The organism is Nocardioides sp. zg-1230, from assembly GCF_013155335.1.
In the GTDB taxonomy this organism is placed as follows: domain Bacteria; phylum Actinomycetota; class Actinomycetes; order Propionibacteriales; family Nocardioidaceae; genus Nocardioides.
Genome location: NZ_JABJQZ010000002.1, coordinates 656,108 through 682,783, shown reverse-complemented (window position 1 = coordinate 682,783; position 26,676 = coordinate 656,108). Strand labels below are relative to the sequence as shown.

The following is a 26,676-nucleotide window of genomic DNA, read 5'->3' as shown; positions in this document are numbered from 1 at the left end:
GGGATTTCGTCGTGTCGCAGAACAACCGTTCCAACCGTGCCTGCTCGACCCGGACCCAGCGCACCGCGCTGACGGCGCTGCTCTTGGCCGTCCTGGTCCTGACCGGCCTCGGCCCGGTCGCCGCAGCGCCGTCGGGTCCGAAGGCCCCGCGCCTGGCCTCCATCGGCAACGCGAACCTCGTCATCGGGGAGCGCCTGGTGGTCCGGCCGCGCGCCACCGACCCCGACGGTCCGGAGCGGCGCCTGCGGTTCAGGGTCGCGGGCAAGCCGCGTTGGGCCAGGTTCAGCAAGCGCACCGGCGTCCTCAAGGGACGCGCACCCGAGTCCGCCGAGGGGCGCCGCTACCGCGTCGTGCTGACCGTCACCGACGGACGCCGGTCCGACCGCGAGCGATTCACCGTCCGGGTCCGGCGCAACGGCGCTCCCGTGGTGGCTCCGGTCGCCGACGTCGTCGCGACCGCCGGCGCCCCGGTGCGCGTCACCCCGTCGGCCACCGACCGTGACGGCGGCCCGCGCGAGCTCACGTGGGTCACCACGTTCGCCCCCCTCACCGGGCGCACGCCGGCGGGCAGCCCCGCCTGGTTGGCAGCGTCGCCCGCCACCGGCGCCGTCACCGGGACGGTGCCCTCCTCCGCGGTGGGGATGGGGTGGCAGGTCACCAGCCAGGTCTCCGACGGCCTGGCCGTCGCCTCGGTCTCCTACCGGCTCACCGTGCGCAACCAGGCACCCACCCTCACCGCCCCCGGTGCGCGCGCCGCAACCATTGGGAGCGCCCTGAGCGTCCAGCTCGTCGGCGCGGACCCCGACGGCGCGCCCGAGCCGGTCTCCTACCGCGCGGACGCGTCGACCCTGCCTGCGTGGCTCGAGCTCGACCGCGCCACCGGCGTCGTCTCCGGGACGCCGCCCGCGGGCTCGGTCGGCGCCTACGCCCCCCGCTTCCGGACCGACGACGGCCTCGACACCTCGGCTTGGGAGGTGCTCGCCCTGGGCGTCGTTCGCGAGCCGGCGCCGGACAACCGGGCCCCCGTCGTGGACGACGCGTCCATGCAGGTCGCCGAGGGCCCGGCCGGCGCCCGCGTCGGCACGGTCGTCGGCGACGACCCGGACGGGGACCGACTGACGTGGAGCGTGGCAGGCGACGGCTTCGCCATCGACCCCGCGACCGGTGTCGTCACCACGACGGCACCGCTGGACCACGAGGCCGGCTCCACCCGCACCGTGGTCGTCCGCGCGAGCGACGGGCGGCTCAGCGACACAGCCACCGTCTCCATCGCCGTCACCGACGTCGACGAGTCCCCGGTCATCGACGGCGTCGAGGACGTCACGACCCCCGAGGACCAGCCGATCAGCCCGATCGCTCTCGCTGCCACCGACCCCGAAAGCGAGGACGTCACGATCACCGTGACCGGTTTGCCCAGCGGCCTGACGTACGACGCCGGCCGGGTCGCCGGAACCCCGACCCGCGCCGGCAAGGCCACGGTGACGGTGTCGGCCACCGACGGCACCTCGACGCCGGCGGCGACGACGTTCACCGTCACCGCCACCGAGGTCGACGACGCGCCGGTGATGCCGGACCAGACTCTCACCGTCGGTCAGGGCACGGCTGTCGGAGGACGCGTCGGCACGCTGACGGCCTCCGACGAGGAGACGGCGACGCTCGCCTTCTCCAGCGCAGACGCTGACTTCGCTGTTGCTGCTGACGGCACCGTGACCGTGAAGAGCGACGCGGCGACCGCCTCCGCGGGCGTGAGGACCTTCACCGCCACCGTCAAGGACGCCCCCGGCCGGACCGGCGTCGACGCGACCATCACGGTCAACGTGACGCCGCGCGACGACCGCGCTCCCGTGATCGACGACCAGCAGCTCGAGGTCTCCGAGTCGGCCGCCGCCGGCGCCATCGTCGGCACGGTCGAGGCCACTGACCCCGACGACGACACCGTCTCCTACTCCATCACGGCGGGCAACGGCGCCGGCCGGTTCACGCTCGACGCGGCCACCGGGGAGCTCACCCTGGCCGCCCCGGTCGACTTCGAGGACGTCAAGGCCTATGACCTCACGGTGCGCGCCAGCGCGGGCCTGCTCAGCAACGAGGCCACCGTGGCCGTGACGGTGACCGACGTCGACGAGGCGCCGGTCATCACGGCGCTGCCCGACGTGAGCACCGACGAGGACCAGGCGATCAAGCCGATCACCGTAGAGGCCACCGACCCTGAGGGTGACCCCGTCACGCTGACCGCCTCCGGCCTGCCGGCCGGGGTCCGCCTCGACGGCAGCCGGGTCGTCGGCACCCCGGAGCGGTCCGGCAGCTTCCCGGTCACCGTGACCGCGAGCGACGGCAGCCTCTCCTCGGCCGAGACCCTCACCATCACCGTCACCCCCGTCAACGACGCACCGGTGCTCGCGCCGCTCGACGACGTGACCGCGGTCGAGGGCGAGGCGGTCGACCCGGTCGCGGTGACCGCGACCGACGAGGAGGACGGCGAGCCCGTCGTCACCGTCGAGGGCCTGCCCGCCGGCTTGTCCTTCGACGCCGAGGCCGGTGTCGTCGGCGGCACCCCCACCGTCGGCGGCACCTTCTCGGTGACCGTCACCGCGGAGGACTCCGACGGCGCCGAGGCGAGCGACACCTTCGCCATCACCGTCGAGGAGGTCAACGACGCTCCCGTGGCCGGCGACCCGACCCCGGCCAGGGTCGAGGCGACCGTGGGCGAAGCCGTGGACACCATCGTGCTCGTGCCCGCCACGGACGAAGAGGGGGACGAGCTCACCCGCACCGTCACAGGCCTGCCGGCCGGGATGACCGGCACCGGCACCACCACCGGCGTCGCACTCACCGGCACGCCGACCGAGGAGGGCACGTCCACGGTCACCGTGAGCGTCACCGACGGCAACGGTGGCGAGGACACTGCCACCTTCGAGGTCGTGGTGGCGGCCGCACCGGCCACCCCGTGCCCTAAGCGGTCCACACTCGAGTGTGCCGACCTCGCCGTCGACCTGCCCTTCTCGCTCGCCTTCACCGGCGACGAGGGCGGTCTCGACGACACCGGTTTCACGATGGTCGACCCGCCGTCGCTGCGCTTGGGCGTCGACCAGGCGCCGGCCCCCGCCACCCCGACGTACGCCGACGCCCCCGGCTTCGAGCCCGGTCTGCTCACGGCCGGCGACGAGCAGCTCACGATCACCTCCACCAAGGGCATCATGTACCGCGCGCCCGGGCAGAGCCCGGCGGCGACCGCGCCCAACGCGCAGCTGAACGCCCTCGGCGTCGGCGTGCGTGGCTCCGCGACCGGCTACGACCTCACCACCACGATCGTGGCGCCGACCTTCCCGGGGAGCACGAACGGCGCCCAGCAGGGCGGGCTGTGGTTCGGCCTCGGCGAGGACGACTACGTCAAAGCCGTGGTGTCCCGGGTCTCCGCGACCACCAACAAGGTCCAGCTGCTGCGCGAGGTGGGCGGTGTCGCCACCCCGGGCACCGAGTTCGAGCTGAACAGCGCGGCGTTCCCGAGCGGGCAGGACGTCCGTCTCGAGCTGCAGGTCGTGGACACGGCGGGCTCCGGCGGGCAGGCCCAGCTCTTCTACACCGTCGGTGCCGGCACGCGCACGCTGCTCGTCGACCCGACCAACACCGTCGACACCGATGCGGTCGCCGCGCCGCAGTCCTTCCTGGACGGCACGGCGGTCGGCGGCGATGCGGCCCAGTCCTTCGCCGGGTTGTTCGCCACCAAGCGCAACGCCGCCGTCGGCGACGTGACGCCCGTGACGTTCGGCGACTTCTCGGCCCAGGCGCACGAGGTCCCCAACACGGCACCGGTGATCGCACCGGTCGGCGACGTCGCGGCCGTCGAGGGTGTGGCTCTCGACCCGGTCACCGTCACCGCGACCGACGCCGAGGGTGACGAGGTGACCATCACCTCGGACCTCGACGTCGAGGGCCTCGCCCTCACCGACAACGGTGACGGCACGGCCACCCTGGCGGGCACGCCGGCCGTCGGCACGTCGAGCGCAAGCCCGTACGACGTTGTCGTGACCGCCTCGGACGGTCGATCGACCGGCACCCGGACCATCCGGATCACCGTCGCGGAGCCCGGCGCACCCTGCCTCCCGATCACCACGGAGCCCTGCTCCACGGTGCGGGTCGACACCCCATACGTGCTCGACTTCGACAGCTCGCAGAGCGGCCTGGCCGGCACCGGTTTCACGATCGTGGACGACCCGTCGACCCGCGGCAACGTGGACCAGGCTCCCGCCCCGACGACGCCCAGCACGCCCGACGTACCCGGCTTCGAGCCCGGCCTGCTCGCGCAGTCGGCCGGCAACCTGCGGATCACCGCGACCAAGGGCATCGCCTACCGGCGTCCGGCCGACAGCGCCGGCACCAACTCGCAGCTCAACACCCTGGGTGTCGGCCTCGCGGGCGGCACCGCCGGCTACGAGCTCGCGACGACCGTGGTCGACCCGACCTTCCCGAGCACCGGAGCGACGACCAGCACGCAGAGCCAGCAGGGCGGACTGTGGTTCGGCCTCGACGAGGACAACTACGTCAAGCTGGCCGTGGTGCGGATCACAGCGACGACCAACAAGGTGCAGCTGCTCAAGGAGGTCGGCGGGATCGCGCAGCCGGCCACCACCTACGAGCTCAACTCGACCCCCTTCCCGAGCGGTCAGCGCGTGCGCCTGGTCCTGCAGGTCGACGGCTCCGGCGCGCAGCCGGTGGTGCGCGGCTCCTACGCCGTGGGTGACGGCCAGCCGACGGTCCTGACGGACGCGGCCAACACCGACGGCTCGACCCAGCTGCCCGTGCCAGAGGCGTTCCTGGCCGGTGCCGACCTGCCCTCCGGGACGGGTGGACCGGTCAGCTTCGGTGGCCTGTACGCCACCAAGCGCGCAGCCGCAGCCACCGACCAGGTCGTGGTGTCCTTCGCCGACTTCTCCGCCGAGCTCATCGGTGGGGTGGTGGAGCCGTTCACCCCGCTCGACGTCAAGGTCGACTTCACCTCCGAGGCCGGCACGCCGGTCGCCGGCTACCTGAAGGACTACGGCCAGGCCTACGGCCAGCGCACCGGCGCCCAGCAGGGTGGCGGCGAGCACGTCTTCGGCTGGGTCAAGGAGAACAGCGAGGAGGCGCTCTCGCTCGTCGGGAACGGCCGGGTGCGCGGACGGACCGGCGTGGACCCGCGGCTCGACTCCATCATCCACATGCAGTTCGCCGACGTGCCCAACGCCGCTTGCCCGCCCAACGTGTGCCAGGACGGTGACTGGCAGTTCGCGGTCGACAACGGGACGTACGACGTGACGGTCGCGGTCGGCGACCAGCCGGGGGCCACGAGCTATGACAGTCTCCACGCGGTCAACGTCGAGAACTCCGCGCTGGTCGAGGGGTTCACCGGCACTGCCTCCGCCGAGTTCGAGACCGCCACCACGCGCGTCGGGGTGGTCGACGGCGAGCTGACGATCAACGCCACCGGTGGCACCAACACGAAGCTCGCCTACGTCGAGATCCGCTCGGCCAGCACGACCACGGCCGACCCCCTGCCGTTCGTCGTGCAGGCACGCCCGGCCAACCGGTCGCTCGGCGCGCCGCTGGGCGAGGGTGTCGCGAGCGACGTGCACCTGGTCGGCACGAGCGCCGAGCCTGGTCCGGTCGACCCGGCGACGGTCACCGCGGACAGCGTGCGGCTCTTCGAGGTCGTCCCGGGCAGCGCGCCCGACGTCGAGGTCGGGGGCAACCGCAACACCACCGGTGGCGGGGACTCGATCAACTTCCAACAGACCGGCGACCTCAAGCCCAGCACGACCTACCGCTTCGTCGTCGACGGGGTGAAGGACACCCGCGGTCGCACGTTCGTCCCGTTCCGGTCCCTCTTCACCACGGGCACCGGTGAGGTGGAGCCGCCCGACGGCACCTTCGACCCGGTCACCGGCGTGGACTTCCAGAAGGTCGACCTCGGCAAGAACGGCAAGTACTTCGCCTCGCTGGTCGTCCACCAGGGTCACCTGTGGGCCACCACCATCGGGCAGGGCATGTTCCGCTACCCGATCAACGCGGACGGGACGCTCGGTGCCGAGCAGCCGATCAACGCCTTCCTGGGCCGCGCTGCGGTCGGGCTCGTCTTCGACCGCACCGACCCCAGCGTGGCGTGGGTGACCCACGCGACGGCCAACATCGGGAACGAATCGCAGGCGTTCGGATCCAAGCTCAGCCGCGTCGACTTCTCGGGCGGGGTGTCCAACCCCGTGGTGTCCGACGTCTTCGTCAACCTCCCCCGCTCGCAGAAGGACCACCTGTCCAACTCGATCTCCTACGGCCCCGGCGGGCAGCTCTACTTCCTCCAGGGCTCCAACCAAGCCGCGGGAGATCCCGACGGCGCATGGGGCAACCGGGGCGAGACGCTGCTGACCGCAGCCATGCTCACCTTCGACCCGGCAGCCACCTGGCAACGGGTGCAGGCCTCCGGACCGGTCGACGTCCAGACCGTCGACAAGGGCGGCTCCTACGACCCCTTCGCCAATGGTGCGCCGCTGAAGATCTACGCCACGGGCATCCGCAACGCCTATGACCTCGTGCACGCCTCCAACGGCAGCCTCTACGTGCCGACCAACGGCACCGCAAGCGGCGGCAACAGCCCGGGCGTCACCGCCAGCGGCGGCACCCTCACCCGAACCGGCCAGGTCCCCGGAGGCGACGTCACGTCCGAGTGCGCGACGCGACGCATCGACGGAACGCCCTACACCTCACCGAGCGTCCCGGCGGTGACCAACCACAACACCCAGCGTGACTTCCTCTTCGACGTCGACGCCGGCGGCTACTACGGCCACCCCAACCCCTCGCGCTGCGAGTGGGTCCTCAACAACGGCGGAAACCCCGAGGGCGCCGGCTCGGGCGGCTCGAAGTACGCCGCCTCGGTGGCGCCCGACCGCAACTACCGCGGGTGGGCCTACGACTTCGAGTTCAACAAGTCACCCAACGGCATCATCGAGTACCGCTCCAACACGTTCGGGGGCAAACTCAAGGGTCGTCTGATGGTCGTGCGGTTCTCCAACTTCGACGACGTCTTCACGCTCGAGGCCGCTGACAACGGCCAGGTCGAGGGGGGCCAGGCCGGATCCACGATCGGCGGCTTCTCCGGCTTCGACGACCCGCTGGACATCGTCGAGGACCTCGACACCGGCAACCTCTACGTCAACTCCTACGACCAGAGCAGCGGTCAGCCGCGGCTCTACCTGCTGCGGGTGCCCGACGGCCAGGGCGGGGCGGACGTCTCGCTGAGCACCCGTCGTCTGGTGGGCAACCAGGTGACCTCGGCCGGCTCGCGGACCCTCGGGACCGTGAGGGTGACCAACGACGGGAGCGAGGCCACCACGGTGACCGCGGCCGACGTCAGCGGCGCCGGCGCGGCGGCGTACTCCCGGACCACCAGCACTCCGCTGCCGGCCACGCTCGCGCCGGGAGCCTCCATGACCGTCCAGATCGGCTTCGACCCGAGCAGCGAGGGCGTCGCACCCGCCTCCCTGGGCTTGTCCCTCAGCGCCGGCAGCGCGCCGTCCGTCTCGCTGCGCGGCCTCGGCACCGACGGCCTCGGCGGCTCGGCGGAGCCCTCCCTGCAGTACGTCTTCGACGCGTGGGAGCTCGGCATCGACACCGGGGACGACAACGACACCTCCAACGAGATCCACTCCAGCTCGAGCGAGCGCGTCTCCCCCACCCTCGGCGACAGCATCGACGTGGAGACCTTCACCCGCTTCGCCGACGGCCCCGTCACGGTCGAGCCGATCTCGGTCTTCGGACCCACCGACACCAACCCGGTGACCGAGGTCTCGTGGTACGACGACGCCGCGCCCGCCGACCGGCAACCGCTGTTCTCGGTGTCGAACTCGCCCGCCTCCAACGGGCAGACTCTGACGCCGACCACGACCGGGGCGCTGCAGTTCGACCCCGGCCAGGCGACGTTCGGTTTCGTCTCGCGCTGGCCCTTCTTCGCCAACCGCCTGGTGCACAGCCAGGACTCGCTCAACACGTTCAGCGGCGCGATCGGCAACCACGTCCGCGTCTACCCGCTCGTCGAGGGTGCACAGCGCGTCCCGCACGCCTACGTCGTCGCGACCGAGGAGCACACCTCCGGCTTCGACTACAACGACGTGGTCTTCATCGTGCGCAACGTCGAGCCCGCCGGTGGCACCCAGCCCCCGGGCCAGGGCATCCGGGTCAACTTCCAGAGCGAGGCCGCGCCGGTGCCGACCGGCTACCTGCGTGACTTCGGACAGGCGTACGGGGCGAGGACCCTCACCGACCAGGGCGGCCTGACCTACGGCTGGATCAACGCCACGACATCGGCTCCCGAGGGGCGCACGACGTCGGGCCGCGACCGCAACCTCGCCGCGGACCAGCGCCTCGACACGTTCATGCACATGCAGTACCAGCAGCAGAGCGCACCCAACTGCACGGCCAACAACTGCAACACCGGCACGTGGGAGCTCGCGCTGGCGGACGGCACCTACCAGGTGACCGGCGCGCTGGGCGACCCCGCCACCAATGCCGACCCCGAGGCCCACCAGGTGCGCATCGAGGGCGTGCCGCTGCTCGCCGCCCCGCACGTTCCCAGCGGGCCGGCGGGGAGCGCGGGCCACCACGCGACCGGCACGCAGGTCGTCGAGGTCGCCGACGGCGAGCTCACCGTCGACGCCGTCGGCGGCACCAACACCAAGCTCGACTACCTGGAGATCACCCCCGTCACGAGCGGCGGTGGTGGGGAGACGGTCGCCCAGGTGAGCTTCCAGCCCGCCTCCGCGCCGACTCCGGCCGGATGGTCGGCCGACACCGGTGAGCTGTTCACCGAAGCGCGCGGCTACGGCTGGGTGCGCACCGAGGGCGGGGCGGCCAAGACCGCCGACACCCGTGTCCGCACGCAAGACCCGGACCCACTGACGAGCACGCTCATGATCGTGGACGACACCGAGGTCGCCGGGGTCGTCGACGGGGAGTGGGAGCTCGCACTCGCCGACGGCACCTACACCGTCACCGCCTCGGTGGGTGACCCCGGCTACGCCGACTCCTCGCACGGCCTCGCGGCCGAGGGGGTGCCCCTCGTCTCGGGCTTCGTCCCCTCGGGCGCCGGTGACTACCGGGTGGCGACTACCACGGTCGAGGTGGCCGACGGCAGGCTCACCCTTGCCTCCACCGGCAGCAACACCAAGGTGCAGTGGGTCAGCGTCGCGTCGGGGTCGGAGGTCGACGTCATCCCGCCGACCGTCGACCTGTCCGTCACGGGCGTCAGCGGCGCTGGGGGCTACGTCCGCTCGGCGACGGTCGTCGCCGACGTGACCGACCGCGGCGGGTCGGGCATCGAGTTCGTCGACTGGACGTTGGACGGCAAGGACGTGACCCGACCGGCCGACGACCGCCTCGAGGTCACCGGGCTCGGCGCGCACACGGTCACCGTCACCGCCACCGACGCCGCCGGCAACGACACCACGGCCACACGCACCCTCACGATCGTCGACGGAAGCGTGGCTGCGATCGCGATCGCCAACCAGGACGCGCAGCGGGTCAACGGCACCGTGGTCCCCGGCATGGCCGAGGACTTCCTCGTCATGCACCACCTCAACAACAAGTCCACGAGCACGCCCAGCCATGCGAACGCCGTCACACACGACACCGCGACGTTGCGGATCAGCAACACCGATCCCGACGACCCACTCGTCGTGACCGGCCTCGCCCTGTCTGCTCCACTCGACCCCACCCCGGGACTGCGCACCAGCACGACCAACTTCACCACCCCCGACACCACGTTGCCGCTCACGGTCGCACCGGGTGCCAGCCACGACTTGCGTGTGCGGTTCGGCGGGGCGGGCAGTCGCGGCGCGTACGGCGCGACCATGACCGTCACGTCCAACGCCGCCAACGCGCCCGAGCTGCCCGTTCAGCTGCGCGGCTACTGGCAGCCGCAGCCCGAGGGCGGGGTCGAGCCGACCATGACCGAGGTCGCCCGGGTCTTCGGCTGGACCACGTCCATAGGCGAGCCGCTCGAGGACGCCTACAGCGGCCCGCTGCAGGGCGACGAGGTCCGCTCCCTGCTCTGGAAGCGGCTCGACCCGTCCCGGCCGGTCACCGCGCGCCAGCTGACCGCGCTTCACGGGTGCTGCGGCGAGACCGGCGACAACATCGCGAGTCCGATCTCCGGCTCGCACGACGGCGCGTGGGGCCAGTCGTTCTACCCCCGGGTGGCCCAAAGCGGCACCGCGCCCGCGACGGCCCCCTTCCAGCAGGGGCAGGCCAACCCGGGCGGCAGCTTCCCGCTGACGATCGCGGGCTACACCAGCAACAAAGCGCCGACGTCGAGCGACCCGGCCAACCTCGGCATCCGCGTCTGGCCGGTCGAGATCGGGGGGCGCACCGTCCCCGGGGCCTACATCGTGGGGCAGGACTTCGTCCAGAACGGGTGCGGCGGCGGCAGCGCCAACTGCGACTACCAGGACAACGTCTTCCTGATGACGAACATCGCACCCGTCGCCTCGGCGGACACCACCGCCCCCGCGGCGGCACCCACCGGCGTCACCGCGACCGTCACGGGCAGCGACGTGCGGGTCACCTGGAACGAGGTGGCCGCGGCCGACCTCGGCGGCTACGTCGTCGAGCGGCAGGCGGCCGGAGCGACCTCCTGGACGCGGGTCAACGCAACCCCCGTGGCCGGGCTGTCGCTGCTCGACACCGCAGCGCCGGGCAACACCCAGGTCTCCTACCGGGTGCTCGCGGTGGACACCTCCCAGAACGCCTCAGCCCCGTCAGCCACCGCGAGCGTCACCACGCCCCCGCGGGCGCAGGCTGCGGTGCGTATCAACGCCGGCGGCCCGGCGGTGAACACGGGCGGGGTCGCATGGGGCGCGCAGCAGTACGGCACGGGCGGCAAGACCTACACCAACGCCGTCGCGGTCGCCGGGACAACCGACGACGTCCTCTACCAGTCGGAGTACTCCACCGCGACGGGTGGCATCGACTACGACATCCCGGTCCAGAACGGGACCTACACGGTCCGGTTGCACTTCGCCGAGATCTACTTCGGCGCCCCCGGAGGCGGGCCCGGCGGGACCGGACGGCGGGTGTTCGACGTGGCGGTCGAGGGGCAGCTGCGTCTGGACAACTACGACATCGTCGCCGACGTCGGGTCCGCGACAGCGGTGGTGAAGTCCTACACGGTCCAGGTCACCGACGGGAAGGTCGACGTCGACCTCGACTCCGTGGTCGACCAGGCCAAGATCTCCGCGATCGAGGTGGTGCCGGCGGGCTGAGCCGGTCCGACCGGGACGGGTCGCCCCAGTGCTCAGGCGGTGGCGGCGACCCGCTCGACCTCGATCGCGTGCGCGAGCCGGGCCAGGTGCACCATCCGGCGCACGGCCGGGCCGGGGTTGCGGACGGTCAGGTGGTGGCCGGCGAGCCAGGCGTGGCGGGTTGCGACCGCCAGCAGGCGCAGGGCGGTCATGTCGATCGTGGACACGTCGGTCATGTCGATGACGACGTCGTCGTCGAGCACGTCGATGACCTCGTAGATGGCGTTGCGGACCTCCCACGTGCTGCGCACGTCGAAGGCCCCGTGCAGGACGAGCACGTGTCCGTCCGTCGCGATGTCCGCGACGACGTCCGAGACGATGTCCATCCGGTGCTCCTCACCGGCGTCCCCCGACGCCTGAACGTGACCCCTGTCACTGCTACTGACGTAGTTGTACCCCGTTCGGTTGCATCGATGCCTCACCTTTTCCGGCGCGTCCCGGCGGTTAGGCTCAGCCCTATGGTCAACCTGACGCGCATCTACACCCGCACCGGCGACGCCGGACGCACCCGGCTCGGCGACATGAGCGAGACCTCGAAGACCGACCTGCGCCTCGAGGCGTACGCCTGCGTCGACGAGGGCAACGCCCACATCGGTGTCGCGCTGGCTCACGGCGGCCTCGAGGACGACGTCGTCACGGTCCTCACCCGCGTGCAGAACGACCTCTTCGACGTGGGTGCCGACTTCTCCACGCCCGTCGTCCCCGACCCGGCGTACCCCCCGCTGCGCGTCGAGCAGGACTACGTCGACCGGCTCGAGGCGTGGTGCGACCACTACAACGAGGACCTGCCGGCCCTGCGGTCGTTCATCCTCAACGGCGGCACCACCGCGGCCGCCCACCTCCACGTCGCCCGCACCGTCGTACGCCGTGCCGAGCGGGCCGGGTGGGCGGCCTGGGCCGAGCACGAGGACACCATGAACGTCCTCGCGATCACCTACCTCAACCGTCTCTCCGACCTCCTGTTCATCCTCGCCCGCCACGCCAACCGCGAGAACGGCGACGTGCTCTGGGTGCCCGGCGGCGAGCGCTGACAACCGCCGCCCGGGGGCTGTGGAGAGCGCCTGCCCGCTGTCGGCCCGCGGTGACACGATGAGCCACCCATGGACATCCGCCACGCGCTCACCGACGCCTACCTGGCCGGGTTCTTCGACCCCGGCACGCTGGCCCGCGCCCGGCACTACCTCGAGGCGGTCGAGGAGATCGAGGTCGTCCACGAGACCGACAGCTCACTGACGGCCACCGCGACGGTCCTGGGCACTGCTCCCGTCCCCTACCAGGTCCAGTTCCACGCCGAGGTCGACGTGGCAGTCGACTGGGTCTTCAGCGCCTGCTCGTGCCCGGTCGCCCGCATGTGCAAGCACGGCGCGGCCGTCGCGCTGACGCTGCGTTCCCCCGCGCCCACGGCCGCCGGTCCGGCCTGGCGCCACCAGCTCGGCCGGCTGACGGGCGACCTCGAGGCCCGGGCGCGCTCGACGCTCACCGGCCAGCGCCTCGGGCTCGAGCTCAGCAGGCGGCCGGCGTCACGCTGGTCCCGCGGCACGGCCGGCGAGCTCTCGATGCGCCCGGTGCGGCCCGGGGCACGACGCGGGTGGGCGCGCAGCGGCGCGGAGTGGAGCGACATCGCCGGGCCGGTCGCGACCTCGCGCTTCGTGCCCGCCCAGGTCGACGCCCTGCGGGCCCTCCACCGGGGCCTGGTCGCCCGCCACGCCTACCTCGTGGCCGGAGCCCCCTCCGCCCTGGAGGACTACGGCGACCGACTGGTGCCGGCCCTGCGCCACGCGGTCTCACAGGGGGTCACCCTCGTCCCCGGCGCCGGGCTCGCGGCGGTCACCGTCGCACCGGAGCCGGCGGAGGTCGTGGCCGACCTGGTCGAGACCGACGACGGTCTGCGGCTCGACGTCTCCGTGCGGCTGCAGGGTCGACGCTGGCGAGGGGGCGAGGTGGTCCCCCTCGGTCGGCCCGCCACGTCCGTGGCCCTGTTCGAGGACGACGAGGTGGTGCTGGCCGAGCTGGTCGACCCGTGCCACGACGCGCTGATGGACCTCGTCCTCGACCGCCGGGGCGTGACCGCACCGCGTGACGACCGCGACGCCTTCCTGGAGGCGGTGGCACCCTTGGTGCGCAGCCTCACGGTCGAGTCGTCCGACGGCTCCGTGGAGGTGCCGGCGCCGCCCCGCCCCCGGCTCGCGCTGACCGTGGCCTGGCAGTCGTCGACCTCGGCCGAGCTCCGCTGGCAGTGGGTCTACGGCGACCGTCGCTGCGACCTCGCCGCGACCGACCCGCTCGACGGCATGCGCGACCCTGCCGCAGAGCGCTCGATCCTCGCCACGCTCCCCGACTCGCTCGCACCGTCCGCCACGCCGTCGGGGCCGGTGCCGGACTCGGTGTCCGGAGGCGACGCTCTCGCGTTCGCCCTGCACGACCTCCCCCACCTGCGCACCCTCGCCGACGTCGACGTCGAGGAGCGCACGCCTCCCGACTTCCGTGAGTCGACCGAGGACCCCGAGATCGCCTTCGTGCTCGCCGAGGCCCAGCCCGACCACACCGACTGGTTGGACCTGGAGGTCCGGGTCAGCGTGGACGGGGAGCAGGTCCCGCTCCCCGACGTGCTGGCGGCCCTCACGCTCGGCGAGGAGTTCCTCGTGCTGCCCAGCGGCCTCTACGTCACGCTCGACCGACCCGAGTTCGCCCGGTTGCACGAGCTGGTGGCACTGGCGGCCCAGCTGCGCGAGTCGGACACTGACCGCCTGAGCGTGGGCTCCCACGACCTGGCCGTGTGGGCCGAGCTGGCCGACCTCGGCGTCGTCGACGGGCGGGCCGCGGCCTGGGTCGAGCGGGCGACCGCCCTGCGCGACGTCACCGAGCTGCCGCGTCCCGACCCGCCGGCGAGCCTGACGACCGAGCTGCGCCCCTACCAGCGCGACGGCTTCTGGTGGCTGGCCTTCCTGCACGCCCACGGGCTCGGCGGGATCCTGGCCGACGACATGGGCCTCGGCAAGACGTTGCAGGTGCTCGCGCTCGTCGAGCACGTGCGTGCCTCCGGGCTCGAGGCGCCCTTCCTCGTGGTCGCGCCGACCAGCGTGGTGACGGCGTGGCGCCAGCAGGCGGTCACCCACGCGCCGGGCGTCCGCGTGGGCGTCGTACGCCGCCGCACCGACGACGTGGCGCAGATCGCCGCCACCCACGACGTGGTGGTCACCACCTACGCCATGCTGCGGCTCGAGCGCGAGCAGTTCGCCGGGCGACGATGGAGCGGACTCGTGCTCGACGAGGCGCAGCAGGTCAAGAACCACCTCGGCAAGACCTACGCCGCCGTCCGCTCGATCGACTCCGACTTCCGTCTCGCCGTCACGGGCACCCCCTTCGAGAACCGGCTGATGGAGCTCTGGGCGCTGCTCTCGATCACCGCGCCCGGCCTCTACCCCACCTCGCGGCGCTTCCGCGACGTCGTGGTAGGCCCGGTCGAGAAGGACGGGGACGAGGCGGCGCTCCAGCGCTTTCGCACCCGCATCCGTCCGTTCGTCCTGCGACGCACCAAGGACCTCGTCGCGTCCGAGCTGCCGCCCAAGCAGGAGCAGGTCCTCGAGGTCGAGCTCGAGCCGCGCCACCGCAGGATCTACGACACCCACCTCGCCAAGGAGCGCCAGAAGATCCTGGGGCTCGTGGACGACTTCGACCGCAACCGGATGGCCATCTTCGGCGCACTCACCCGGCTGCGCCAGCTCGCCCTCGACCCCGCGCTCGTCGACCTCGCCCACGACCGGGTCGGCTCCGCGAAGACCGAGCTGCTCGCCGAGCACCTCCTCGAGATCACCGCCGAGGGCCACCGCTCCCTGGTGTTCAGCACGTTCACCTCCTTCCTCCGCCGCGTGCGCGACCGGCTCACCGAGGAGGGTGTCGCGACCGTCTACCTCGACGGCACGACACGCGACCGCGAGGAGGTCATCGAGGCCTTCCGCCGCGGCGAGGCGCCGGTGTTCCTGATCAGCCTCAAGGCGGGCGGCACCGGCCTGACCCTCACCGAGGCCGACTACGTCTTCCTGCTCGATCCCTGGTGGAACCCCGCCGCCGAGGCGCAGGCGGTGGACCGTGCCCACCGGATCGGGCAGGACAAGCACGTGCTCGTCTACCGGATGGTGGCCACCGACACCATCGAGGAGAAGGTGACGGCCCTCAAGGCGCGCAAGGCCGAGCTCTTCGCCAAGGTCGTCGACGGCGGCGGCGCCACGTCGACCGGCATCACGGCCGACGACATCCGAGGCCTGTTCGAGGAGTGAGGCTGCGAGCCGTCCTGGTGCAAGTGGCTGCGCGGACGGCGCCTCGCGGCGAGAATGCTCTGGAACATCACCGACACGCTCCGAGGAGAGACGTGCACCCCCAGAGCTCCGCCGTCGCCCCTCCCCCGCAGCTGGCCACGATGACCAGCTTCGAGGACGCCTGCCGGCTGGTCCTCGACCACCTGCAGACCCACGTGCCGATGGGGTTCTGGACGGTGTCCCGGGTCATCGAGGGGCGGCAGGTCTACCTGGAGGTCGCGCCCGACAACGACCTCGGTCTCGCCGTCGGCGGGGGGACCGCCTGGAAGGACTCGCTCTGCCACGCGATGTGGGTGACCGGGGCCCCGAGCGTCGCGCCGGACATCTCCCGCGTCCCCGCCTACTCCGCCAACAGCGCGGCCCGCGCCCTCGGCGTCGCGAGCTACGTGGGCATCCCGGTCCACAACAGCGACCGCACCCTCTTCGGCACGATCTGCGGCCTCGACCGCGAGGCCCGGCCCGAGTCCTTCTCCGAGCTGGCGCCGCTGCTGGAGCTGCTCGGCCAGCTGCTCGGCGTGGTCCGCGAGCTGGACGGCCGGGCGGTGTCCCTGGCGCGTCGCCTCGAGCTGACCCTGCAGGAGTCGGAGACCGATCCGCTGACGGGGCTGCGCAACCGGCGCTCGTGGCGGCACGCGTGCCGGACCGAGGAGGCTCGCCACCACCGGCTGGGCGACCACGCGAGCATCGTGGTGATCGACCTCGACGGCGTCGAGCAGGTCGAGGACCGCGACGGTCACGCCGCCGGTGACGCGCTCCTGCGCCGCGCCGCGCGGGTGGTGCGTGCGTCGTCGCGCCGAACCGACGTCGTGGCCAGGCGCGACGGCGACGAGCTCGCGGTCCTGTGCCCGCAGACCACGGCCTCCCAGGTCGCCGTCTACACCGACCGGATCCGCTCCGAGCTGGCCGCTGCGGGACTCTCGGCAGGGATCGGTGCCGCCACGCTCGAGCGGGCGGGCACGATGGTCAAGACCGAGGCCGCCGCGGAGGCCGCGACCTACGCCGACAAACGCCGTCCCCGGACCTGCTAGCCGACCCGCGCCGACTCGGTGACCCGCTGCTCGCGGGCAGCCGGCACGACCAGGGCCGCGGGCATCAGGAGCACGGCGACCACCAGCAGCGCCTTGAGCGTGCCGACCTCGTCGCCGACGAAACCGAGGAGCGGCGGACCCGCGAGGAACGCCGCGTAGCCGATGGTCGACACCACGCTGACTCGCGACGCCGCACGGACGGGGTCGTCGGCCGCGGCGCTCATGCCGACGGGGAAGCCGAGCGAGGCGCCCACGCCCCAGAGCACGATGCCGACCACGACCAGCGCGGGCTGGTCCGCGAGGACGATCAGCAGGACACCCGCCCCCGCGAGGGCCATGGTGCCCCACAGCACGACGACGCGGCCGAACCGGTCGATGAGGCCGGTCCCGGCGAAGCGGCCGGCGGTCATCGCCAGGACGAAGACGGCGAAGCCGGCCACCCCCACCGCGTGGGAGACGTCGTGGCCGTCGACGAGCGCGACGGCCAGCCAGTCGTTGGCCGTGCCCTCGGTCATCGCCAGGGCCAGCACCATCACGCCGATGAGCAGCGTGCGCGGCTCGAGCCAGGCACGTGCTGCCGAGGACGCGGTCTGCTCGTGCCGTTCGGCGACCGGCAGGAAGGACGGCGACGTGCGCCAGACCAGCACGATGGCGACCAGCACCACACCCACGAGGTGGGCCACCGCGGGCACGTCGAGCTCGATGAGCAGCGCGCCACCCAGGGCACCGACGACCGTGCCGCCGCTGAAGCCGGCGTGGAAGCGCGGCATGATCGTGCGCCTCAGGCCGCGCTCGACCTCGGCTCCCTCGACGTTCATGGCCACGTCCCACACACCGATGCCGAGTCCGTAGACGAAGAGCCCGGCCACGGTCAGCGGCAGCACGTGGCCCAGCCCGAGCGCGGCAGCGGCCATCCCGATGGTCGCCGCGGCCGCACCGAGCCGCACGATGCGCACGGTGCCCAGGGCGTTGATGGCAGCGCCGGTCGTCGGCAGCGCGAGCACCGACCCCAGGGCGATGGCGAGGAGCACCAGGCCGAGCTGGCCGTTGGTGAGATCGAAGCTGGACCGCACCTCGGGGATGCGGGAGACCCAGCTGGCGAAGACCAGACCGTTGAGGAAGAACGTCAGCCCCACGGCGTTGCGGGCGGCGGTCAGGGTCGGCACGGGTGCTGCTCCTCGGTGCGATGGCGAAACGTTTCGATCGAATCGATTCGATGCTATCGTCCACGACGTGCCCGGTCCAACTCGTACCTCCGCGCGCACGCCCACGATGGCCGACGTGGCCGCTGCCGCGGGCGTCTCCCTCTCCACGGCCTCGCTGGCCTTCTCGGGCAACAAACCGGTCTCCGCAAAGACCCGCGAACGGGTGCTGGCCGCCGCGGGGGCACTGGGCTACGCCGGCCCCAACCCGCTGGCCCGCAACCTGCGCCGGGGCCGCAGCGGCGTGGTGGGCGTCGCCGTGGGTCGGCTCAGCACGGCCTTCCGCGACCCGGCAGCGCTGCCGATGCTCGACGCCGTCTCCGAGGTCCTCGACGCGGCGGGCCTGGGCCTGCTGCTCATGCCCGAGGGCGACGAGCACGCGGGCCTCCCCCTCGACGCGGTCATCTACGACATCTGCGGGTGCGAGACCTGGGGGGCGTACGACGACCTGGTGGCGCGTGGCGTCCCGCTGGTCGTCGTCGAGGGCCCGGCGTGGCCCGGTGCCACCTACGTCGACGTCGAGCACCGTCGCGGCGCGGCCGACGTGGCCCGCCACCTCCACGACCTCGGCCACCGGCGGGTGGCGACCCTCACGCTGGAGCCGTCCCACCCCCAGCGCGAGCGTGAGGCGGGGCTGCGCGAGGTGTTCCCGGACGCGGAGGTCATCGGTCCGTGCGCGAGCGACCTCGTCGCCGCCCAGGCCATGGTCGGCGGGTGGTGGGACGACGGCGGCGAGGCGACCGCGGTGGTCTGCCAGAGCGACGTACAGGCCGCGGGCGTGGTGCTCGAGGCACGACGGCGCGGAATGGAGGTCCCCGATGACGTCAGCGTCGCCGGCTTCGACGGAGTCGCGACGCCGTGGCTCGACCTCGAGCTGACGACGGTCGTGCAGCCGCTGGCCGAGAAGGGACGGGCCACGGCACGAGCCGTGCTGTCCCGCATCGCCGGCGAGGTCGTCGACGACGTGCTGCTGCCGGTCCGGATGCGGGTGAGTGGTTCGACGGGCCCCGCTCCGAACGAGGTTTGACTAGCGCTTGTTCCAGTCGGTGCCGGGCGGGCCGGCCTCGAGCCAGGACTGGAAGCCGGTGAGGGACGCCTCGCTCATCGCGATCTCCAGCGGCTCGCCGTCGTACTGGCACGACGCCACGACGTGACCGTCGTAGAGGGACATCTCCTCGGCGCCGGCCGGGGAGCGCCGACCGGCGTACTCCAGCAGGTCACGGGCCCACACGCGCTTGGGGCGTGGCGACAGGGAGAAGATCCGGAACCACTCGAGCGACTGCCCGGAGTAGCGCCCGATGCCGAGCAGCCAGCCTCGCCCCGGGTGCTCCGTGCGCGCCCGGTAGCTGAGCTCGAAGGTGCCGCCATGACGCGCCAGCAGGCGGCGTCGGACGATGAGGGCGATGCCGTAGAGCAGGGCGAGGAGCAGGCAGAGCCCGACGATGTCGAGCGCCCATTCCCAGACCGGCATCCACACCCCTCGAACGCAGTGAGCGCACGAACCCTGCGGTTCGTGCGCTCACCCTAGCGGTCGGTCCGGAAGCCTCGTCAGGAGGCCCGCTCCACGGCACGGATCCGGGCCTCGGCGCGGCGCACGGCCTCCTGGGCCGCGTCGTCGTTCTCGCCGGCGCCCTTGGCCCGCTCGAGCTCCTGGCGGGCCTTCTCCAGGTCGATCTCGTGGGACATCTCGGCGCGCTCGGCCAGGATCGAGACGCGGTTGTCGGCGACCGAGATGAACCCGGCGTCGACGGCCGCGATCCAGGTCTCGCCCTCGGCCGTCTGCACGTCCACCACGCCCTCGATGATCGAGGACAGCAGCGGCGCGTGGTTGGGCAGGATGCCGACGTCGCCCTCGGTGGTGCGGGCGATGACCATGGTGGCCTGGCCCGACCAGACGAGCCGGTCGGCAGCGACCAGCTCGACCTGGAGGGCCTTGTCGGTGGAGTCAGCCATCAGAGGCTCTTCTGGATCTCGGCCCACTTCTGCTCGACGTCGTCCAGACCGCCGCACATGAAGAAGGCCTGCTCGGCCACGTGGTCGTACTCGCCGTCAGCGATCTTGTTGAACGCCTCGATGGTGTCGGCCACCGGGACGGTCGAACCCTCGATGCCGGTGAACTGCTTGGCGACGTAGGTGTTCTGCGACAGGAAGCGCTGGATGCGGCGGGCTCGGGAGACGATGATCTTGTCCTCCTCGGAGAGCTCGTCGACACCGAGGATCGCGATGATGTCCTGGAGCTCCTTGTTGCGCTGCAGGATCTGCTTGATCCGCACGGCGCAGCGGTAGTGCTCTTCGCCGATGTACTGCGGGTCGAGGATCCGCGAGGTCGACGTCAGCGGGTCCACGGCCGGGTAGATGCCGAGCGAGGCGATCTCTCGCGAGAGCTCGGTCGTCGCGTCGAGGTGCGCGAAGGTCGTCGCCGGGGCCGGGTCGGTGTAGTCGTCGGCGGGGACGTAGATCGCCTGCATGGAGGTGATCGAGTGACCACGCGTCGAGGTGATGCGCTCCTGCAGCTGCCCCATCTCGTCGGCCAGGTTGGGCTGGTAGCCCACCGCGGACGGCATGCGACCGAGCAGCGTGGAGACCTCTGAACCGGCCTGCGTGAAGCGGAAGATGTTGTCGATGAAGAGCAGCACGTCCTGCTTCTGCACGTCGCGGAAGTACTCCGCCATCGTCAGCGCCGACAGGGCGACGCGCAGGCGCGTGCCCGGCGGCTCGTCCATCTGACCGAAGACGAGGGCGGTCTGGCCGATGACGCCGGCCTCCTCCATCTCGACGATGAGGTCGTTGCCCTCACGGGTGCGCTCGCCGACACCGGCGAACACCGACACACCACCGTGGTCCTTCGCCACGCGGGCGATCATCTCCTGGATGAGCACGGTCTTGCCGACGCCGGCACCACCGAACAGGCCGATCTTGCCGCCCTGCACGTAGGGGGTGAGCAGGTCGATGACCTTGATGCCGGTCTCGAACATCTGCGTCTTCGACTCGAGCTGGTCGAAGGCGGGCGCCTTGCGGTGGATGCCCCACCGCTCCTTGACGTCGAGGGTCTCGCCCTCGGCGAGGTTGAGGCAGTCACCCGTGGTGTTGAACACCTTGCCGAGGGTCACGTCGCCCACGGGAACGGTGATCGACTCACCGGTGTCGGTCACCTGCGCACCGCGCACGAGGCCGTCGGTGGGCTTCATCGAGATGGCACGGACCATGCCGTCACCGATGTGCTGGGCGACCTCGAGGGTGATCGTCGTGGTCTCGCCGCTCAGGGTCAGGTCGACCTTGAGGGCGTTGTAGATCGCCGGCATGGCGTCGGTCGGGAACTCGATGTCCACGACCGGGCCGATGACGCGCGTGATGCGACCGACCGAGCCGGCGTTGCCGCTCGTCGTGGTCTCTTCAACAGTGGCAGTCATGTTCTCTCACTCACTCCCGGCGTTGGCGTCGGCGAGGGCGTTGACGCCACCGACGATCTCGCTGATTTCCTGGGTAATACCGGCCTGGCGGGCCTGGTTGGCGATGCGGGTGTACTTCTTGATGAGCTCGTCGGCGTTGTCCGTCGCGGACTTCATCGCCTTCTGCCGCGCGGCCAGCTCGGAGGCGGCCGCCTGCAGGAGGGCGAAGAAGATGCGGCTCTGGACGTAGCGCGGCAGCAGGGAGTCGAGCACCTCCGAGGGGGACGGCTCGAACTCGTAGAGCGGCAGCAGGTCGGCCTTGTCGGGGGCCTCCGTGCCCTCGACGACCTCCAGGGGCAGCAGGCGCACGGCCGTGGGCTCCTGGCTGAGCATCGAGCGGAACCGCGTGTAGACGACGTGGACCTCGTCGACGTCGCGGACGTCGGACTCGTTGTCCTCGGCGTCGGCGAGGAACGCCGCGATCAGCGTGGCGCCGATCTCGGCCGCGACGTCGTAGGTCGGCTGGTCGGAGAAGCCCGTCCAGGCCTGGACGACGTCCCGCTGACGGAACTTGAAGTAGGCCTCACCCTTGCGACCGCTGGTGTAGAGGTCGACGTCCTTGCCCTCGCCCTTGAGCTTCTCGACGAGGCGCTCGGCCTCCTTGATGACGCTCGAGGAGTAGGCGCCGGCCAGGCCGCGGTCGGAGGTGACCACGAGGACGGCTGCCTTCTTGGGGTCCTCGGGCTCGGTGGTCAGCGCGTGGTCGACGTTGGAGAACGTCGCCACGGCCGACACCGCGCGGGTCAGCTCGCGAGCGTAGGGCGCGGCCGCCTGGGCTCGCTGCTGGGCCTTGATGATCCGCGAGGCCGCGATGAGCTCCATCGCACGCGTGATCTTCTTCATCGACTCCGTCGACTTGATCCGCGCGCGGTACTCGCGTACGGAGAGAGCCATGGCGTCAGCCCCGCTTCTGCTTGACGATCTGCTCCTGCTCGACGTCCTCGTCCTCGAGGGCGACGTGCTCTTCCTTGCCGGCCTTGATGCTCTGGCCGTCGGAAGTCTCGAACTGGTCGAGGAAGGAGTCGTAGGCCGAGGCGAGCTCGGCCTCCGCGTCGTCGTCGAACTTCGTGGTCTCGCGGATGCCGGCGAGGATGCCCTCGTGGCTGCGACGCAGGTAGTCGATGAACTCGTGCTCGAAGCGCAGCACGTCGTCGGTCGGCACCCGGTCGAGACGACCGGTGGTGCCGAGCCACAGTGACGCGGTCATCTCGTCCAGCGGGTAGGGCGAGTACTGCGGCTGCTTGAGCAGGGCCATCAGGCGCTGGCCGCGGTCGAGCTGTTGGCGCGACGCCGCGTCGAGGTCGGAGGCGAACATCGCGAACGCCTCCATCGCGCGGAACTGCGCCAGGTCGACCTTGAGCGAGCCGGTGACGGCCTTCATCGCCTTGGTCATCGCCGAGCCACCCACGCGCGACACCGACACGCCGACGTCGATCGCCGGGCGCTGGTTGGCCGCGAACAGGTCGGACTGCAGGAAGATCTGGCCGTCGGTGATCGAGATGACGTTGGTCGGGATGAACGCCGAGACGTCGTTGGCCTTCGTCTCGATGATCGGCAGGCCGGTCATCGAGCCCTTGCCCATCTCGTCGGACAGCTTCGCGCAACGCTCGAGCAGCCGGCTGTGCAGGTAGAACACGTCGCCCGGGTAGGCCTCGCGGCCCGGCGGGCGGCGCAGCAGCAGCGACACGGCGCGGTAGGCCTCGGCCTGCTTGGTCAGGTCGTCGAAGACGATGAGGACGTGCTTGCCCTCGTACATCCAGTGCTGGCCGATGGCCGAGCCGGTGTAGGGGGCGAGGTACTTGAAGCCGGCGGAGTCGGACGCCGGGGAGGCCACGATGGTGGTGTACTCCAGCGCGCCGGCCTCCTCGAGGGCGCCACGCACGGAGGCGATGGTCGAGCCCTTCTGGCCGATGGCGACGTAGATGCAGCGGACCTGCTTGTCCGGGTCGCCGGTCTCCCAGTACTGCTTCTGGTTGATGATCGTGTCGATGGCGATGGTGGTCTTGCCGGTCGCACGGTCACCGATGATCAGCTGGCGCTGGCCGCGGCCGATCGGCGTCATGGCGTCGATGGCCTTGATGCCGGTCGCGAGCGGCTCGTGCACCGACTTGCGCTCCATCACGGACGCGGCCTGGAGCTCCAGGGGACGACGTCCGGACGTCTCGACGTCGCCGAGGCCGTCGATCGGGGTGCCGAGCGGGTCGACGACGCGGCCGAGGTAGCCGTCGCCCACCGGGACCGAGAGGATCTCGCCGGTGCGACGGACCGCCTGGCCCTCCTCGATCTTGTCGAAGTCACCCAGGACCACGACGCCGATCTCGCGGGTGTCGAGGTTGAGGGCGATGCCCAGCGTGCCGTCCTCGAACTCGAGCAGCTCGTTGGCCATGACCGAGGGCAGTCCGCTGACGCGGGCGATGCCGTCAGCGGCTTCCGCGACGGTGCCGACCTCTTCCGTGGTCGCCGTGTCGGGCTTGTAGTCGGACACGAAGCGCTGGAGCGCGTCCCGGATCTCGTCCGGACGGATGGAAAGCTCCGTCATCTCATCTCACCTGTTCCTGGGTCTTCACTGCTCGAAAGTTCTGGACTCGAAAGTTCTGGGTGCTGCGTGGTGCCGTCGTGCTCAGCCGGCGAGGCGGCGCCGGGCCTCGTCGAGACGGCTGGACACCGTCCCGTCGATGACGTCGTCGCCGGTCTCGACGCGGATGCCGCCGATGACGTCTGGGTCGACGACGACGTTGAGGTGGATCTCCCGGCCGTAGTTGCGCGAGAGCGCCTCGGCCAGCCGCTGCCGGTCGGCGTCGGCGAGGGGACGGGCCACGCGGACCGTGGCCACACCCTGACCGCGGACCTCGGCCGCCACCTTCTGGTAGTCGGCCAGCGCCACTCCGACGGTGCGGTAGCTGCCCGAGAGCGACTGCTGCACGAGCGCGACCGTCGCCGGGAGCACCTTGTCCCCCAGCAGGTCGGCCAGCAGCCGCGACTTGTCGTCACGGTTGCGGGCCGGGTCGGACAGCGCGTCACGCAGCTCGGGGTTGTCCTGGACGACCCGCCCGAAGGCGAACAGCTCGTCCTCGAGGCGACCGGCGTCGCCCCCCGCTGACTTCGCCACCGAGATCACACCGAGGCGCTCGAGGGCGTCGGCGAGGTCGCGGCTGGCGGTCCAGCGCTGGGCGACCGCGATGGTCACCACGGCCAGCGCCAGGTCGGAGACCTTGCCGGACAGCACCTGACGGAGCAGCCCGGCCTTCGCGTCGCTGTCGATCGACGCGTCGGTGGCGACGCGGCGAAGTGCGGGCTCGGAGCGGAGGAGGTCCGCCACCCCGAACAGGTCCCGACCGACCGCGGCCGCGTCACCGGCGCCCGTGAGGGCGCCGGCGGTGGCGGCGTAGGCGTCGGCAGAGGCTCCTCGCATCATCAGTTGACGCTCCCCGACTGGGCCGAGGTCGTGCCGTTCTGCGCCTCGAGCTCGGACAGGAACCGGTCGACCACGCGGCTCTGGCGAGCCTCGTCGTCGAGGCTCTCGCCCACGATGCGGCCGGCCAGGCCGGTCGCGAGGGCGCCGACCTCGGCACGCAGCGAGGTGACCGCCTGCTGGCGCTCGGCCTCGATCTGCGTCTTGCCGTGCTCGACGATCCGGGAGGACTCGGCCTGGGCCTGCTCCCGCATCTCCGCGATGATCGCGGCACCCTGCTCGCGCGCCTCCTCACGGATGCGCGCGGCCTCGTGCCGGGCGTCGGCGAGCTGCTTCTCGAGCTCGGCGAGCTTGGCGTCGGCCTCGGCCTGCTTGGACTCGGCCGCGCTGAGCCCACCCTCGATCGCCTGCGTGCGCTCCGCGAAGGTCTTCTCGAAGCTCGGCACGACGAACTTGCGCATGAGCACGAAGAGGATCGCGAAGACGATCAGGGCGAGGATGACCTCTGACCAGACCGGCAGAACCGGACTGTGGGTCTCGCCCTCTGCCGCCGCCAGGACGATGTGGTCCATGAGTCGAACTCCTACGGTCTAGAGCTGGGTGCGACGGTCGTCAGAGAGGCAGGACGAACGCGAGCGCGACGGTGATGATGAAGAGCGCCTCGGCGAGAACGAAGCCAAGGATGGCGATCGACTGCAGACGGCTCTGGGCCTCGGGCTGGCGCGCGACACCGGAGATGAACGCGGCGAAGATCAGGCCGATACCGACACCGGGACCGATGGCGGACAGGCCGAGACCGACCAGGTTGATGGAGCCTTCCACGGCTTTTCCTTTCGTCGGCGACGCGTCTCTCGCGCCGCTGTTTGGCGAAACTTGTGGGGTGGTGCGGATCAGTGCTCGTCGGCGAGGGCCTCGCCGATGTACATCGAGCTCAGGAGGGTGAAGACGTAGGCCTGGAGGAACATGACCAGCATCTCCAGGAAGCTGACGCCGATGCCGAGCCCGAAGGACAGCAGGCCGACGGCTCCGTAGAGCAGGTTGCCGCTCGCGAGGAGCGCGGCACCACCTGTGGCGAACAGGATGAGCAGCAGGTGGCCGGCAAACATGTTGCCGAACAGACGGAGCGTCAGCGTGAACGGCCGGATGATGATGTTGGAGAAGAACTCCAGCGGGACGAGCAGGAGCAGGATCGGGCCCTTGACGCCACTGGGCATCGTGGCGTGCTTGAGGTAGCCGAGCGGCCCGTGCTTCCACATGCCGGCACCGATGTAGAGCAACCAGCTCATCAGCGCGAGCGGGACGATGAAGCCGATGCGGGAGAAGCTGGGGAACTGCAGGAACGGGATCACGCCGTAGTAGTTGTTCACGAGGATGAAGGTGAACAGCGTGAAGAGGTAGGGCACGAACTTCATGTAGTGCTCGCTGCCGATGTTGTCGCGAGCCATGTTGTTGCGCACGAAGCCGTAGACCATCTCGCCGGCGAACTGCAGGCGGCCCGGCACCAGCGAGGCGTTGCGCGTGGCGGCGTAGAAGAAGCCGAAGACCAGGACGGCCGACAGCGCGAGCAGCAGCATCGGCTTGGTGACGTCACCGAAGATCGGCGGCAGCTCGAAGCTCCCGGGGCCGGGGGCGTGGAATCCCGAACCGCCCTCTGCCGCGACAGGCTGGCTGTAGCTCACTCCGACTCCTCGATGCTCGTCTTGTCACTCGTCTGGGTGGTGCTCTCCTGCTCGCCGGCCGTGAGCCGGGTCAGCTGCAGGATCATCAGGTACGTGCCGAGGCCTGCGCCCAGCAGGACTCCCACCGCCACCAGGTAGCGGGTGCCCAGCCACTGGTCCAGCAGCCAGCCGACCGCGCCGTAGAACAGCACCCCGGCCACGAGGTAGCTGGGAGCGCCGTTGCTGCGAGGTTGGGAGGAAGAGGCACTGGACTCGGCCATCGCGCC

17 protein-coding genes are annotated in these 26,676 nt (G+C 71.3%); 5 read left to right on the top strand and 12 right to left on the bottom strand.

What is annotated here, in order from left to right:
- Positions 1 to 11 precede the first annotated feature (11 nt).
- Complete coding sequence (locus HOO61_RS11310) at positions 12 to 11,285, top strand: putative Ig domain-containing protein (protein WP_172258762.1); 11,274 nt, start codon at positions 12 to 14, stop codon at positions 11,283 to 11,285.
- A 32-nt stretch (positions 11,286 to 11,317) separates the two neighbouring features.
- Here HOO61_RS11310 and HOO61_RS11305 read toward each other — a convergent pair whose 3' ends face one another.
- On the bottom strand, positions 11,318 to 11,650 hold the full coding sequence (locus tag HOO61_RS11305) for an STAS domain-containing protein (RefSeq protein WP_172258761.1): 333 nt from the start codon (positions 11,648 to 11,650) through the stop codon (positions 11,318 to 11,320).
- Between the two features lie 132 nt (positions 11,651 to 11,782).
- Between HOO61_RS11305 and HOO61_RS11300 the strand changes: the two genes are divergently transcribed.
- From HOO61_RS11300 to HOO61_RS11290, 3 genes are all read left to right on the top strand, one after another.
- Positions 11,783 to 12,355 (top strand): cob(I)yrinic acid a,c-diamide adenosyltransferase, encoded by a 573-nt coding sequence (locus HOO61_RS11300; protein ID WP_172258760.1) that lies wholly within the window; start codon positions 11,783 to 11,785, stop codon positions 12,353 to 12,355.
- A gap of 69 nt (positions 12,356 to 12,424) precedes the next feature.
- A complete protein-coding gene (locus HOO61_RS11295; RefSeq protein WP_172258759.1) occupies positions 12,425 to 15,601 on the top strand; it encodes an SNF2-related protein in 3,177 nt (1,058 codons plus the stop codon).
- Positions 15,602 to 15,693: 92 nt separating this feature from the next.
- Positions 15,694 to 16,668, top strand: coding sequence for a sensor domain-containing diguanylate cyclase (locus tag HOO61_RS11290; protein WP_172258758.1), 975 nt, complete (start codon positions 15,694 to 15,696; stop codon positions 16,666 to 16,668).
- Here the strand turns inward: HOO61_RS11290 and HOO61_RS11285 are convergent.
- The gene (locus tag HOO61_RS11285; protein WP_172258757.1) at positions 16,665 to 17,834 is read right to left on the bottom strand and encodes an MFS transporter; all 1,170 of its coding nucleotides are present in this window, start codon (positions 17,832 to 17,834) and stop codon (positions 16,665 to 16,667) included. The two genes, HOO61_RS11290 and HOO61_RS11285, sit on opposite strands and share 4 nt — an antisense overlap.
- 67 nt (positions 17,835 to 17,901) lie before the next feature.
- Between HOO61_RS11285 and HOO61_RS11280 the strand changes: the two genes are divergently transcribed.
- The gene (locus HOO61_RS11280; RefSeq protein WP_216658790.1) at positions 17,902 to 18,897 is read left to right on the top strand and encodes a substrate-binding domain-containing protein; all 996 of its coding nucleotides are present in this window, start codon (positions 17,902 to 17,904) and stop codon (positions 18,895 to 18,897) included.
- Here HOO61_RS11280 and HOO61_RS11275 read toward each other — a convergent pair whose 3' ends face one another.
- The 10 genes from HOO61_RS11275 to HOO61_RS11230 all read right to left on the bottom strand — a co-directional run bounded on the left by HOO61_RS11275 (position 18,898) and on the right by HOO61_RS11230 (position 26,670).
- Positions 18,898 to 19,341 carry a DUF2550 domain-containing protein gene (locus HOO61_RS11275; RefSeq protein WP_172258756.1) on the bottom strand — a complete coding sequence of 148 codons (444 nt, stop codon included), beginning with the start codon at positions 19,339 to 19,341 and terminating at the stop codon, positions 18,898 to 18,900.
- A 77-nt stretch (positions 19,342 to 19,418) separates the two neighbouring features.
- Complete coding sequence (locus tag HOO61_RS11270; RefSeq protein WP_172258755.1) at positions 19,419 to 19,823, bottom strand: F0F1 ATP synthase subunit epsilon; 405 nt, start codon at positions 19,821 to 19,823, stop codon at positions 19,419 to 19,421.
- Positions 19,823 to 21,280 carry a F0F1 ATP synthase subunit beta gene (gene atpD / locus HOO61_RS11265; RefSeq protein ID WP_172258754.1) on the bottom strand — a complete coding sequence of 486 codons (1,458 nt, stop codon included), beginning with the start codon at positions 21,278 to 21,280 and terminating at the stop codon, positions 19,823 to 19,825. The genes HOO61_RS11270 and atpD overlap by 1 nt, the downstream gene beginning before the upstream one ends.
- A 6-nt stretch (positions 21,281 to 21,286) precedes the next feature.
- Positions 21,287 to 22,213 carry a F0F1 ATP synthase subunit gamma gene (locus HOO61_RS11260; RefSeq protein ID WP_172258753.1) on the bottom strand — a complete coding sequence of 309 codons (927 nt, stop codon included), beginning with the start codon at positions 22,211 to 22,213 and terminating at the stop codon, positions 21,287 to 21,289.
- Between the two features lie 4 nt (positions 22,214 to 22,217).
- The gene (gene atpA / locus HOO61_RS11255) at positions 22,218 to 23,858 is read right to left on the bottom strand and encodes a F0F1 ATP synthase subunit alpha (RefSeq protein ID WP_172258752.1); all 1,641 of its coding nucleotides are present in this window, start codon (positions 23,856 to 23,858) and stop codon (positions 22,218 to 22,220) included.
- Positions 23,859 to 23,939: 81 nt separating this feature from the next.
- Positions 23,940 to 24,734 carry a F0F1 ATP synthase subunit delta gene (locus HOO61_RS11250; RefSeq protein WP_253942248.1) on the bottom strand — a complete coding sequence of 265 codons (795 nt, stop codon included), beginning with the start codon at positions 24,732 to 24,734 and terminating at the stop codon, positions 23,940 to 23,942.
- Entirely contained in the window at positions 24,734 to 25,303 is a 570-nt protein-coding gene (locus HOO61_RS11245) for a F0F1 ATP synthase subunit B (RefSeq protein ID WP_172258751.1), read from the bottom strand. Before HOO61_RS11245 ends, HOO61_RS11250 begins: the two co-directional genes overlap by 1 nt.
- A gap of 40 nt (positions 25,304 to 25,343) precedes the next feature.
- Positions 25,344 to 25,553, bottom strand: a complete 210-nt coding sequence (gene atpE, locus HOO61_RS11240) for an ATP synthase F0 subunit C (RefSeq protein WP_030482691.1) — start codon at positions 25,551 to 25,553, stop codon at positions 25,344 to 25,346.
- 68 nt (positions 25,554 to 25,621) lie between these two features.
- Positions 25,622 to 26,410 carry a F0F1 ATP synthase subunit A gene (atpB, locus tag HOO61_RS11235; protein WP_367650127.1) on the bottom strand — a complete coding sequence of 263 codons (789 nt, stop codon included), beginning with the start codon at positions 26,408 to 26,410 and terminating at the stop codon, positions 25,622 to 25,624.
- A complete protein-coding gene (locus tag HOO61_RS11230) occupies positions 26,407 to 26,670 on the bottom strand; it encodes an AtpZ/AtpI family protein (RefSeq protein WP_172258750.1) in 264 nt (87 codons plus the stop codon). The genes atpB and HOO61_RS11230 overlap by 4 nt, the downstream gene beginning before the upstream one ends.
- Positions 26,671 to 26,676: the final 6 nt, after the last annotated feature.